A 12,832-nucleotide genomic window follows, 5' to 3' on the forward strand; every position below is an offset into this window, starting at 1 on the left:
TTTTATTTGTCTATAATTAGAATAAAACCTTTTTAGAGTAATGAAAAATATAATATATTTAATAAAGCGCTATCATTTAAAGTAAATTAATTCCTAATTTTCTAAATAAATTAGGTTGCTGTATAATTTTGTATGTTTTTACAAAATACTTTTAATTGTAGTATGCTATATAAATGAAAATCAATACGATAACGTTTGGGGGATTTAAAATGAGTGAAGCTGCAAAAACTTTAGATGGTTGGTATTGTTTACATGACTTTAGAAGTATGGATTGGCATGCTTTTAAACAATTAAGCAGTGATGAGCGTCAATTAGCTATCACAGAATTCCAACAAGTATTCTCAAAATGGAATCAAGTTGCCGATGCTGGTGAAGGTAGCCATGCTATTTACAATATTTTAGGTCAAAAGGCAGATATGATGTTTATGGTTTTACGACCTACTATGGATGAATTACTACATATTGAAACAGAAATAAACAAAACTACACTGTCTCAATTTATGATTCCTACTTATTCATACGTTTCTGTAGTTGAATTAAGTAATTACTTAAGCGAAGAAGATGGCGATCCATATCAAAATCCTCATGTTCGTTCTAGACTTTACCCTGCATTACCAAAATCTCAGTATGTATGCTTCTATCCAATGGATAAAAAGCGTGAAGGTGAAGATAACTGGTACATGCTTCCTTCAGGAGCTCGTAAAGAAATGATGTACAGCCACGGAAAAATTGGACGTGGTTACGCTGGAAAAGTTAAACAAATCATTACTGGTTCAGTTGGTTTTGATGATTACGAGTGGGGCGTTACACTATTTGCTGAAGATGTACTTCAGTTCAAAAAATTAATTTATGAAATGCGCTTTGATGAAGTAAGTGCACGTTATGGTGTATTTGGTTCATTCTTTGTTGGAACGATCTTAAAAGAAGACGCATTCTCAAAATATCTTTACGTATAATTGAATACTTAGGGTATCCTCTATATACGATCAGTCATAGTATATAAATTAAAAGACTTCTCTTTTTGAGAAGTTTTTTTATTTCCCTTTTGGAAAAGGTGTCATATGTTTCTTTCAATTTTAATATAGTTACAGTAGTGAACGAACTAATTAGTCCTCGCTTTCCGATCACCTTTTGGGATTCGTGCAGAGTATTTAACTCGGATGAGGAGGCTTTTTTATGGCTGTAATTCGTTATACCGAAGCTGAAGTTTCATTGCTTGCAAGATTAATGCGTGCTGAAGCTGAAGGCGAAGGTAAAGAAGGTATGTTAATGGTTGGAAATGTCTGTGTTAACAGGGTATTATGTGACTGCTTAGATTTTAGAGATATTCGGAGTCTAACAGATATGGTTTATCAGAATCCTGGTGGTTTTGAAGCCGTGCAAAAATCATACTTTTATCAACGTGCACGCGATCAAGATATTGAACTTTCTAGAAAAGTAATAGCAGGACAACGTTTTTGGCCTGCAACTTATGGCCTATGGTTCTTCCGCCCAGCAGGCTCATGCCCAGGAACTTGGTTTAACCAAAAACTAGCAGGAAGATATAAGTCACATTGCTTTTACCAACCAACTTCTCAAGATTGTCCTAAAGTTTACAGTGTTTAAAACGATTTAACTAAGGGAGGTTTTTTCTTTGAGTAATCCTTTCGAATATTATCAAAATATTTATCGTGCGGCCCAACCTACCCAGGGACAAGGGCAACAAACTGGGCAAGGGCAAGGGTTTGCAGCTCCATCAGGTGGCATGATCACTCAGCAGGGTCAAGTGTCAGCTACACCTGGTCTCTTTGAACAATCATATGTCGAAAATATTCTTAGAGCTAATCGTGGGAAAGTTGCTACGGTTTATATGACATTCACTGGACACCAACAACAAGTATTCGTCGGGTATATTATGGGGGCAGGGCGTGATCATATTGTACTCAGAGATGTAAATTCAACGAAAACTTTCGTATTACTGACAATTTACTTAGACTACGTCACATTTGACGAAGAAATAGCTCTCCCTTATCAACTTTAGAAAAAAAGTGTTCAATACAGTGCAAAATCGCACTACTATTGAACACTTTTTTTATTTCATAACTGAAATACCTACTAAGATCCAAGCAACCAAAAATGCTAATCCTCCTAATGGAGTGATTGCACCTAGTATTTTAATGCCAGATACACTTAATATGTACAAGCTTCCTGAGAATAAGATTATTCCTATTACCGATAACCATCCAGCCCACATTAATTGAGTTGATGATCCATATTTATCAATTAAAAATGCGATAATAAATAATCCACCTGTTTGGAACATTTGATATTGAACAGCTTTATGCCAAACTTCTAGTGATTTCGCTGAAATTTTCCCCTCAAGTCCATGTGCTCCAAATGCACCTAATGCGATAGATAAAAATGCAAAAATACTACCAAACAAGAAAAATAACTTCACTTCTTCTCCCCCTATATCTTAAAAATCTAATAATGATCCGCCTTGTTCCGAATCATCTATTTTAGGCATAACAGACGGCTGAGACATAATAGGCTGACTTGGTATTGATTGAATAAAATTACTAGTTATTACACTTTTGATAACCTCTACACTACTCTCATCTTCAAGAAGTAGCTCGCATAAAGAACGAATACTCGCTATTCTTTCTCGAAATTGACCTGGCTTTTGTGTATTTACTTTCGCCTTTTGTAACTCATTTTCAATTTGCTGGATTACTTTTTCTACACTGATATTCAGATAAATCACCACCAAACTTTTTTAACACAATCCAATAAACTTTATTATACTATGGCTTTTTTATGAAAGCGAATAACAACCAAATTAAGCACTATTTTAGTCGAACGGTGGTATACTAAAAAGGTTAATTTTAGGAGGTAATTTTTTTGGACTATAAAATGATTGTATTAGACATCGATGACACACTTTTGACAGATCATCATGTGATTTCTCCACGAACTAAAGAAGCTTTACTAAAAGCACAAGATATAGGTGTTAAAGTAGTATTAGCATCTGGTAGACCAACCTTTGCAATGCATAAGCTGGCAGAAGAACTATTACTTCATGATTATGGTAGTTATGTTCTATCATTTAATGGTGGAATTATTACTGACTATCGAACTAAAAATAATGTTTATGAATGCGCATTAACAAAAGACCAAGCCCATGAACTTTACGAAATTAGTAAAAAACATAATGTGTTCGTTCATACATATATTGAAAATGATATTATTACTGAACAAGGCAATCAATACACTGATATTGAAGGCGAGCTTACAGGTATGCCTATAAAAGAAGTAAGTAGTTTCACCGGTCATGTACAAAATGACGTAGTAAAATTATTAATGTTAGAAGATCCAGAAAAACTAGCTCAAGTTGAAAAAATTCTCCAAAAAGAGCTCGAAGGTAAAATTAGCGTCATGCGCTCGAAACCATTCTTCTTAGAACTAACGAATATTGAAGTAGATAAAGGAAAAAGCCTTAATCATTTAATTCAAATTCTAGGAATTCGCCAAGATGAAGTCATCGCTGTAGGTGACGGATATAATGACCTTCCGATGATTAAATTCGCAGGACTAGGTGTAGCAATGGGGAATGCTCCAGAAGAAATTAAGCAACAAGCAGACTATGTAACTGCCACTAATAATGAAGATGGTGTGGCACAAGTTGTTGAGAAGTTTATACTGAATAATCAATAATGATGTGATCATAGTAAACGTATGATAACCCGCAAGAATGATGGGTTATCTTTTTTTATGTATTGAAATTTTGAGTGTTTGTCTTGCTGCTAACGCAAATACTAGGTGAACAATATTGATAAAGTTGTGAACCTCGTTGATATATGATCAAATCTCGTTGATATTTCGGTATACTCATGAAAAACCCGCTTAATTATTAGAGTGAACATCCCCCTCCTACACAGATACAAGCGTCTTATCAACAAATATTCCGGTTTTATCAATAAAACTTTCTATTTTATCAACAAAAATAACTACTTTATCAATAAAGTTCACAACTTTATCAACAAAATACACAAAGTGTTCGCGTTTTCCATACGGAATCAAAAGAAGCTGCCTCATAAGACAGCTTCTTTTTTGATATTGATATAACTACCTTACCGCCCAATCAATTGCTTCCATTTGAAACTCTTCTAATTTTTGATTAATTTGTGAAAATGGTTTACTTCCAAAGAATCCTCTACTAGCAGATAATGGGCTCGGATGGTGGGCTTTTAATATTACATGATGGCTACTTGTAATTAATTCTTCCTTTGCTTGGGCGTGTTTTCCCCATAAAACGAAAATAATCGGACGTTCGTGTTTATTTAATTCAGATAAGATTGTATTTGTAAATACTTCCCACCCTTTATTTTTGTGCGAGTTGGGCTCTCCTTCGCGAACTGTTAGAACCGTATTCAATAACAAGATGCCTTGATTTGCCCAATTATTTAAATAGCCGCTTGTTGGGATCTCTATGCCTAAATCACTGTTTAGTTCTTTATAGACATTTCTTAAAGAAGGTGGTATTTTTACTCCTGGTAATACAGAAAAGCTTAATCCATGCGCTTGACCTGGTTGATGGTACGGATCTTGTCCTAAGATGACCACTTTACAATCTTCATATGAACATTCATTTAACGCTTGAAATAAATGATCTTTCTCAGGATAAATGGTTTGATTTTTATATTCTTCTTCTAGAAAACGCATTAAATCTTTAAAATATGGTTTGTCAAATTCTGATTTTAATTTTTCTCTCCACTGTGACGATAGTTGAAGCAATGAAATACCACCTTTCCTGACGAAATTTCCCGAGAAATAGTCTTTATTTGTTGTTTATTGTCGTTGTCCCCAACTCAATAGAATAGTTGAATTAATAAAATTGCTAATAGTATTTGAAAGCCTACAATACTCAGTGCGTATAGTGATAGTAATTTCCCTTGTTTAATAATTCGTTTTAGATTTACGTTCAATCCTATAGCAGCCAGTGCAGTAATTTCAAGCAAGTGACTTGTATTATTAGAAATAGTTGCAGCCCAACTTGGTAGCATTCCTAAACTATATAAAACACACATAATTACAAAACCAATTACATACCAAGGAAATTGGATTCTTACTTTTTCAACTGAGTCCTCAGTAGGTAAGTTTCTTCTCTTTATATTCGATAAACTGAACACTACAAAAACAAGAAAAACTACACGAATTAATTTAAATAAAGTCGCATAATTTTTTACCTCATCATTCACCAAACTACCGCTGGCAACAACTTGACCAACTGATTGCAAGGTGCTCCCGATTAACGCAGAAGTCGGCAATGTTTGCGAGTGATATAAAACTGAAGCGATAACAGGCAGGATAAACATTAAGACTGTTCCCATCATATTTACAAGTGTCACAGCCAAGCCTTTTTCTTCTTGAGTAGCGTGAATAGCAGGAGCTGTAGCACCAATTGCTGATGAGCCACATACTGCATTTCCACTTGCCATTAAATAACTAAAGTTCAATCCAAAACCTAATTTTTCGCCGATCCAAATCGTAAAGATGATCACAAAACACATCTGAGTTACGATTAAAATAATGCCTTTTAAACCCAATAAGCTTATCATTTGAACACTTATAGTTGCTCCTAATAAAAAAATTGAAATCTCCAATAATTTACTTTCTGCAAACTTCCTACCGCCTTCAAAATAAGACTTTAAGTGAACAGTATTACCGATTAAAAGCCCTATTAGAATTGAAAATGTAGCCGCTCCAATTGGCACTATATAAGAAAGTGATTGACTAACAAGCGCGATAATAAGACAAATAACTAACCCTGGAATAATCTTCAAAACATTCCCCATAATAATCTCCAAGTTTTCACTATAATATTTAATTCTATCCTTCATTATTATGTAACGAAAAAAGAAATTCGACAATATTCTTGTCGAATTTCCAAATTTACCATATAAAAAATTTACTCTTCATCGTAGCTTGAAGATTCTACAATGTACTGAGGTCTTCTTTTTGCTTCATAATATGTCTTTCCTAAATATTCGCCTAATACACCAATCATCAATAGTTGGACGCCTCCAAATAGCATAATGAAATTGGAAATTGTATATAAGCCAGGTATTCTAATCCCTACCAAAAGTACTTTAAAACTCATCATAATAAAGATCACTAGACTAATGCCAATTAATAGTAAACCAATTTTAGTTAACAATCTCAATGGCCTCGTATTAAAACAAAGAATATACTCAATGGACCTTTTCATAGAATCAAGCTTCTTTACTTCTGACTCTTTATTAATTATTCTTGACGTGATTTCATACTCGATTTCTTTTATTTTAAATCCAATCCAATTAAACATACCTTTTGAATAACGATTTGATTCAGGCATACTTAAAATTGCATTAACTACTTTTCTGCTTAACAAACGAAAGTCTGATTCATTTTGCAAAATGTCAGGATCAACAAATTTTCTTATGAATTTCTCAACAATGCCTTTTTTCGCTTTTTTTAGAACTGAATTCTCTAATTTTTTTGAAGCAAGTACATGGTTATTACCCTTTTGGTATTCATCCATCATCTCAAGAATAACGTTTGGTGGATGTATAAAGCTTCCATCCATTAACACGACTACCTCACCCTTTGAGTGTTCAAGACCAGCGCACAGTGCACCTTCTCTTCCAAAGTGACGAGTAAACGAGATATATTTCAAATGATTGCTATGGTTTGCAACAACTTGAAGTGCCAATAATGTATCATCTTCACTTCCATCGTTTATATATATAATTTCATAATCGTCTTTAAGTAATTTTAATGTATTTGATAAGTTAACGTGAAATCTTTCTAAGTTTTCTCCACTGTTATAACAATAAACTACAACTGAAATTTTCAAACTAAACACCTACTTCTCCTAAAAGCTATGAAATGATAACTTTTATCTATGTTATAGCACTTGGTGAAACAGTTCAATCATTTTAATTTGAATTTGTATTTTTTGGCAACTAATGAATGAGCTTACTTTTTTTAGAAAGATCCACTATTTTACTAGCTCTTTTATTAATTGGCGCTTTAAAAACTACACCTATTATAATTGCAATAATGACAAATAGGGCTAGTGTCAGAAGATCCCTTTGAACGGTATTCCAAATGATTCCACCGGTAGCCTCTCTTAACAAACTTAGTGCATAAGTAAACGGTAGAAATGGGTTGATTGTTTGGAAAAATGGCGGAGTTACTTGAATTGGGTAGACTCCCCCAGCACCAGATATTTGAAGAACTAGGAAGATGATACCGATGCCTTTCCCGACATTGCCAAAGACCGAAACAAGCGTATAAACAATCAATGTAAATACGATGCTAATCAATAGTCCGAAGAAAATAAAATAACCTTTACTTGCTGCATATGTTCCTAAAATTAGGAAATTGCCAATAGTTACGACTAGTGTTTGAAATATACCAATCGAAATGAAAGTTAATAATCTCCCAAAGTAAATTTCTCTACTTTTATAAGATTTCTCTTCATGAACTTCTGTGGTTAATAAAGAAACCATTAATAATGCGCCTACCCATAATGACAAAGTCGTATAAAATGGTGTCATTCCTGTACCATAATTCGGTATTGGGAACATCCGCTCTTTCTTTATTTCAATTGGACTTGAATAAAAGTCACTTACCTTTTCGATATCTGTCCGAAGAAAATTTATTAAATCCTCGATACTACCTTTTTCTTCGGCTTTTCTAATCTCATTAGCTAATTTTTTAATTTTTGTTTCGATCAGAGGGAATTCATTAATTAATTGCTGTATATCACCCTTTTTTGTTTCTAATAAATGGGATGTATTAGCAAGTACCCCTTTAATGATCGGTATATTATTTTTAGCATCAGTCAATATCGTCTGGCTATTTTTAATGGATTCATTCACTAATCTCGATGCCTCATTTAGCTTTGGCACAAAATCTTGGTCAAAATTTGAATTTAAACTCGCTAACGTATTATTTATATTAGTTGCGCGTTCACTCATTTTCTGAAGTAAATCTGTAGGCACATTGCCCCCGTTTTGAATTTCCCTTTTTATTTGATCATTTTCACTTTGAATTGTCGCTAGGTCTGCATCTAATTGTTTTAGTGCGTTAATATCTTTATTGAAATTTACTGTAGTATTTAGACTATTAAACGATTGAAGCACTTGAATTAAAGAGGGAATGATATTTCTTGAATTTGGTATAATTTGTCCCATTTCATCTGATAGCCTAGTTGACTCATCAGGATTAATACCCTGATTCTGCATTTGTGATATAGTGCTTTGAATGACGGCTGATTGGCTTTGGAGTAGATTAAGGGTCTGTTTAATAAATGGAATTGCATTATGTATCGATTGATTAACTTGATTAAAAAATCCATTTAAACTACCCGTAAGCTTCTCACCATTTGAAACGATCTGATTGATCAGTTCAATATCTTTATTAGCTGTTTGAATGACTCCTTGTACTTTACTGTAATCATTTAATGCTTTATTTACTTCAGATTTTATTTCAGGCAAGTCTTTTTCTAGCTTAAAAATCATTCGCTCAAATTGTTTTATTTCAGGTAAGTTCGTTTGCAAATCAATTCCTATTTTATTAAATTCCTGTAGTACTTCTTTGCTAACGGTCTTTTCAAACTTCTTTGTAATCTCGCTCGCAATACCTGTTGCACCTTTTTCTGTATATTTCGGAGCAATAATATTAAGCTTTTCATTTACTTGATAAACGAGTTCAGGTTTTTTTGGATTGTCTGTTAATACCGTACTAATTTTCTCGGAAAAATCTTTCGGAATCATAATGCTAGCATAATATTTTCCTTGCTTGACCCCTTCATTTGCCTTATCCCTACTTGTAAATCGCCAGCCTAGTGTAGGACTTTCTTTTAATGAATTGATTACTTCATTTCCGATATTTATCCTATTATTTAAAACAGTTGCACCTCTGTCCTCATTTACGACTGCAATCTTTAAGCCCTTCGTGTTTCCATACGGATTCCACGAAGACTTAATATTAAACCATGCATACATTGAAGGCATGATAATTAAGCCAGCGATAATCATTAAAGCTGCCCAATTAGTTACAATTCGTTTCACATCGCGAAAATAAATCTCAAAAATTGAATTCATCTATAACTCACCTAATCTTAAATAAAGTTGAAAGTACTTAGAATGAAGGAGTTTGGCTAGGAAAAGAGACTGAAGCAATCTCCACATTCTTTCCTTATTGTTCTTCTTTTCTTCATGCCTTGATTTAGAAAAGAAATTAATTTCATATAGTATGCAATAAAAAATTCATAACTATTCTAGAAAGCAAGGATAGGAGAAATCAAAAATAGCTTAATAAAAAAAGACCTTCGCTTTAAATTAGCGAAAGTCTTCTAATAAATCCTTATTTTAAGTTTACTCCCATCTAAACGTACGAGCAGCGATTAAGAAGCTCACAACCATCCAGACGCACAACCAACCGAAGTCAGGGAGTAGATCTCCAAAGGTTGCTCCGACATTCATAATATCTCGCATCGCTGTTGATAAATGCGTAATCGGAATTGTTTTTATAATTGGCTGTAAATATTCCGGCATATTATTGATTGGGAAAAATACTCCACCTAAAAACATAAGCGGGAACGATAAGAAACCTGCAATTGGTCCAGCACTCTCTGGACTTTTTGCTAGACTTGCAATAATAAAACCAATACTCATAAACGTTAATGTGCCTAATATTACAAACAATACAACTAATAAAAATGACCCTCGAATACTGACATCGAATCCAAAATAGCCAATTAATAGCGTTAAAATTGCTTGTAAGCTATTTAATATTAGTCTAGCTGTTATTTGCGCTGCAATAAATGTAGAGGCCCTTAATGTAGTGCCTTGCATCCTTCTTAAAACGCCTCTCTCTCTCCACGATGCAATTTGGCCTGCGACACCATTCATATTGTTATTCATGATTTGCATTGCAATAATTCCAGGTACTAGAAAATCTAAGTAAGAAAGTGTAATCCCGGCTACACCTTTAAAGGTTGTAACAATTTTTGGCGTGTATCCTGCCATTTGTTTACTTGCGGCATCCACATTCGCTGTAATTGTAGCAATTCCCCCTTGGAGCTGGGCCGAATTACTTTCGTTATAAAGTACTTTTAATTGAGCAGGTGCAGTTTGTTGTTTAGATTTCACCTGATCTTGAAAGCCTTTGTTAATGACGATGACAAAATCAGTTTTTCCATCAGATAATAATTTTTTTGATTTTAATTCATTCGTTTTTTTATGAATTTTTAGCGATTTCTGGCTATCCAAAACTGAAGTAATCTGTTTACTTGCTTGAGATTTGTCATAGTCAATTAAATTTACCGAATAGCTAGTTGTATTCCCATCGTTAAATATTAGTCCGAAAATAATCATAAAGAAAAATGGAAACAGTAGTGTCCAAACTAGGGCTTGACGATTACGCACATAAATTCGAAGTTGTGCTAAAGTCAATTGATAATAAGCCTTCATTCTTCACGTAACCCCCTTCCAGTCATGTGTAGGAATACATCCTCAAGAGTAGCGGTTCTTGTTGATAAATCAGAAATCATCATATCTTCTTGTTTTGTTTGCTCTAATAAAGCCATTAAAGTAGCTTGAAGATTACGCGTATACAATGTAACGAAATCATGATTTATGACAACATTCATTACACTATCTAAATGTGTAAACTTATCTTCTTGCTCTGGCGATTTAGTTTTAAATTCAATCGCACTTTCAGCGGAGATTGAACTAACTAAATTGTTTGGTGTATCAAGAGCAATTAATTTTCCTTTATCCATAATGCCGATTCGATCAGCTAATACATGAGCCTCATCCATGTAGTGAGTTGATAATACAACTGTTTTACCGCGTTCTTTTAGCTTTAAAATGATGTCCCATAATGTTCTGCGAGCTTGAGGGTCAAGTCCCGTAGTTGGCTCATCTAAGAATATAATTTGAGGGTCATGAATCAACGCTAACGCGATCGCTAATCGCTGCTTTTGTCCTCCAGATAGTCCTTTTACTAGACTATTTTGCTTTTCGGTTAATAGCATTTCATCAATCAATGGTTGAATTGGGATATGACTTGGATAGAAGCTAGCATACATCTCAATGATTTCTTTTACTTTTAACAAATCGAATAAAGATGTCGACTGAAGCTGTATACCAATCTCTTGTTTTATTTTATTTGAGTCCTTCCCAATCTTATGCCCTGCAATCGTAGCAACTCCTTCATCTGGCTTTCTTAAGCCCACAAGCATTTCCATTGTTGTAGATTTGCCAGCTCCATTTGGGCCAAGCAATCCAAAAACTTCACCTTTTTCAACTTCAAAACTAATTCCATCTACTGCATAGAAATTTCCATAACGCTTTTTAAGGTTTTCAACTTCAATAATTGAACTCATTGTTTTATCTTCACCTCGTCTAATTAACTATTTAAAGGGAATACTCTCTCTTTTTTTAATCAGCCTGCTAAGTATATAATGCAAAAATTAATTTATTTGTCGAAAAAGATAAACATTAATAATTTTTAATGAAAAAATTACATTTTTTTCCATCAGTTCTTATTCCATACTATACAAGACTTCTAAAACAATTAGTACCATTTATGTAATAATCATTTACATTTTATAACTTTATTGTAACGTCCATGTTGTCACTCTGTAATACTCATCGTTTACAATATGTTGGACATAAAACAAATAAAATGGCTATGTTTTTTTTGTTGGTATCTTTTACACGGCCATAAAAACAAGGTGATAAAAATGAGAATAGAACGTGAAAAATGGTTGGATGTTGCCAAAATGATCGGTATCTTTTTGGTTGTTTATGGTCATTCTACAGAAGGTCCGAATTCTATTACTTTTATTTACTGGTTCCATATGCCCCTATTTTTTATTATTAGTGGCTATTTATTTAAACCAGTTAATTCTGTCAGTGAACTGAAATTTTTTATTAAAAAACTAACATGTAGATTGCTGGTACCTTATTGTACGTATTTAGTACTATTTAGTTTATATGACATTACAACAGAGGTACTTAGAGGTACGATTAGTGCTTCAAACTTATTAGATGAAGTAATTTCATTAATAATCGGTGGTAGATTTATTACAGGAGTGCATGGCGTATTCTGGTATGTAACATGTTTATTTATTACACAAATACTGTTTGCGGTAATCTGTTTATATTTTAAAAAGAATATTGTTCGCCTTTCCATTGTGATCGCTTGCTATTTAATTGCGCATTTTGAAACAATTAAATTAATTCCACATATCGGTAAAAACACCTTTAATCAAATTTCGATTCCATGGAATATGGATGTCGCTTTACTGGCAATATTCTTTTTAGGACTAGGTTTCTTTGCAAAAAAATTTATTGCATCTATTTCTAACTTTATTGGTATTTCATGTATCTCGTTAAGTATTTTTTATATGACATTATATAAAATGAATAAATTAGATTATCATTTAAGTCTTAAATATTTAAGATATGATCATTTATTTTTAGATGCGCTAATTCCAATTACGATGACCATTGCAGTGTTATTTTTATGCCAAAAGCTCGCGAAGCTACAATTCGTACAACCATGCACAATCTTTGGTAAAGAATCACTAACAATTATGTACATCCATATTTTTGCGAATGCTGTTATTTCGCAGTTTTTCGATTATGGTCCGTTATTGTACACAGTCATTGGTTTAGCCGTTCCTATGTTGACTAAGAAATTTATTATTGAATCTCAGCCTACGATAAAGCCGTTCTTTATTGGTTTAAATGTAAAGCGTAAGCAAAATTTAAAAGTAAGAACAGCATAAAAA

General features: G+C 33.3%; 14 protein-coding genes. 5 read left to right on the forward strand and 9 right to left on the reverse strand.

The window, feature by feature from the left end:
• Positions 1–209 precede the first annotated feature (209 nt).
• The 3 genes from hemQ (at position 210) to gerQ (ending at position 2,020) form a co-directional block, all read left to right on the forward strand.
• Positions 210–956, forward strand: coding sequence for a hydrogen peroxide-dependent heme synthase (gene hemQ / locus CN692_RS09925; protein ID WP_098118989.1), 747 nt, complete (start codon positions 210–212; stop codon positions 954–956).
• Between the two features lie 220 nt (positions 957–1,176).
• Positions 1,177–1,605, forward strand: a complete 429-nt coding sequence (locus CN692_RS09930; protein ID WP_098118990.1) for a cell wall hydrolase — start codon at positions 1,177–1,179, stop codon at positions 1,603–1,605.
• Positions 1,606–1,633: 28 nt separating this feature from the next.
• A complete protein-coding gene (gene gerQ / locus CN692_RS09935; protein ID WP_257144001.1) occupies positions 1,634–2,020 on the forward strand; it encodes a spore coat protein GerQ in 387 nt (128 codons plus the stop codon).
• A gap of 51 nt (positions 2,021–2,071) precedes the next feature.
• Here the strand turns inward: gerQ and CN692_RS09940 are convergent, their stop codons facing one another.
• Together CN692_RS09940 and CN692_RS09945 are read right to left on the reverse strand one after the other, a co-directional pair.
• Positions 2,072–2,437 carry a DUF423 domain-containing protein gene (locus tag CN692_RS09940; RefSeq protein ID WP_098118991.1) on the reverse strand — a complete coding sequence of 122 codons (366 nt, stop codon included), beginning with the start codon at positions 2,435–2,437 and terminating at the stop codon, positions 2,072–2,074.
• An 18-nt stretch (positions 2,438–2,455) separates the two neighbouring features.
• On the reverse strand, positions 2,456–2,743 hold the full coding sequence (locus tag CN692_RS09945; RefSeq protein WP_098118992.1) for a YwdI family protein: 288 nt from the start codon (positions 2,741–2,743) through the stop codon (positions 2,456–2,458).
• Positions 2,744–2,880: 137 nt separating this feature from the next.
• Between CN692_RS09945 and CN692_RS09950 the strand changes: the two genes are divergently transcribed.
• Positions 2,881–3,693, forward strand: coding sequence for a Cof-type HAD-IIB family hydrolase (locus CN692_RS09950; RefSeq protein ID WP_098118993.1), 813 nt, complete (start codon positions 2,881–2,883; stop codon positions 3,691–3,693).
• 216 nt (positions 3,694–3,909) lie between these two features.
• Here the strand turns inward: CN692_RS09950 and CN692_RS26110 are convergent, their stop codons facing one another.
• From CN692_RS26110 to CN692_RS09980, 7 genes are all read right to left on the reverse strand, one after another.
• Positions 3,910–4,059: a hypothetical protein gene (locus tag CN692_RS26110; RefSeq protein ID WP_179874405.1), complete on the reverse strand. Its 150-nt coding sequence runs from the start codon at positions 4,057–4,059 to the stop codon at positions 3,910–3,912.
• A 45-nt stretch (positions 4,060–4,104) separates the two neighbouring features.
• The gene (locus CN692_RS09955) at positions 4,105–4,773 is read right to left on the reverse strand and encodes a uracil-DNA glycosylase (RefSeq protein WP_098118994.1); all 669 of its coding nucleotides are present in this window, start codon (positions 4,771–4,773) and stop codon (positions 4,105–4,107) included.
• A 74-nt stretch (positions 4,774–4,847) separates the two neighbouring features.
• Positions 4,848–5,834, reverse strand: coding sequence for a YeiH family protein (locus CN692_RS09960; protein WP_098118995.1), 987 nt, complete (start codon positions 5,832–5,834; stop codon positions 4,848–4,850).
• A gap of 113 nt (positions 5,835–5,947) precedes the next feature.
• A complete protein-coding gene (locus tag CN692_RS09965) occupies positions 5,948–6,883 on the reverse strand; it encodes a glycosyltransferase family 2 protein (RefSeq protein WP_098118996.1) in 936 nt (311 codons plus the stop codon).
• Positions 6,884–6,983: 100 nt separating this feature from the next.
• Positions 6,984–9,131 (reverse strand): YhgE/Pip domain-containing protein, encoded by a 2,148-nt coding sequence (locus CN692_RS09970; protein WP_098118997.1) that lies wholly within the window; start codon positions 9,129–9,131, stop codon positions 6,984–6,986.
• Between the two features lie 273 nt (positions 9,132–9,404).
• Positions 9,405–10,502, reverse strand: a complete 1,098-nt coding sequence (locus tag CN692_RS09975) for an ABC transporter permease (RefSeq protein WP_098118998.1) — start codon at positions 10,500–10,502, stop codon at positions 9,405–9,407.
• Entirely contained in the window at positions 10,499–11,419 is a 921-nt protein-coding gene (locus CN692_RS09980; protein ID WP_098118999.1) for an ABC transporter ATP-binding protein, read from the reverse strand. The genes CN692_RS09975 and CN692_RS09980 overlap by 4 nt, the downstream gene beginning before the upstream one ends.
• A gap of 360 nt (positions 11,420–11,779) precedes the next feature.
• Between CN692_RS09980 and CN692_RS09985 the strand changes: the two genes are divergently transcribed.
• On the forward strand, positions 11,780–12,829 hold the full coding sequence (locus CN692_RS09985) for an acyltransferase family protein (protein ID WP_179874406.1): 1,050 nt from the start codon (positions 11,780–11,782) through the stop codon (positions 12,827–12,829).
• Positions 12,830–12,832: the final 3 nt, after the last annotated feature.

The sequence above is a fragment of the Bacillus sp. AFS002410 genome (genome assembly GCF_002556365.1).
In the GTDB taxonomy this organism is placed as follows: domain Bacteria; phylum Bacillota; class Bacilli; order Bacillales; family Bacillaceae_G; genus Gottfriedia.

Excerpts from the sequence above, each read along its gene's own strand:
- hemQ (WP_098118989.1), top strand. The coding sequence starts at position 210 with ATGAGTGAAGCTGCAAAAACTTTAGATGGTTGGTATTGTTTACATGAC.
- CN692_RS09930 (WP_098118990.1), top strand. The coding sequence starts at position 1,177 with ATGGCTGTAATTCGTTATACCGAAGCTGAAGTTTCATTGCTTGCAAGA.
- CN692_RS09960 (WP_098118995.1), bottom strand. The coding sequence starts at position 5,834 with ATGGGGAATGTTTTGAAGATTATTCCAGGGTTAGTTATTTGTCTTATT.
- CN692_RS09970 (WP_098118997.1), bottom strand. The coding sequence starts at position 9,131 with ATGAATTCAATTTTTGAGATTTATTTTCGCGATGTGAAACGAATTGTA.
- CN692_RS09975 (WP_098118998.1), bottom strand. The coding sequence starts at position 10,502 with ATGAAGGCTTATTATCAATTGACTTTAGCACAACTTCGAATTTATGTG.
- CN692_RS09980 (WP_098118999.1), bottom strand. The coding sequence starts at position 11,419 with ATGAGTTCAATTATTGAAGTTGAAAACCTTAAAAAGCGTTATGGAAAT.
- CN692_RS09985 (WP_179874406.1), top strand. The coding sequence starts at position 11,780 with ATGAGAATAGAACGTGAAAAATGGTTGGATGTTGCCAAAATGATCGGT.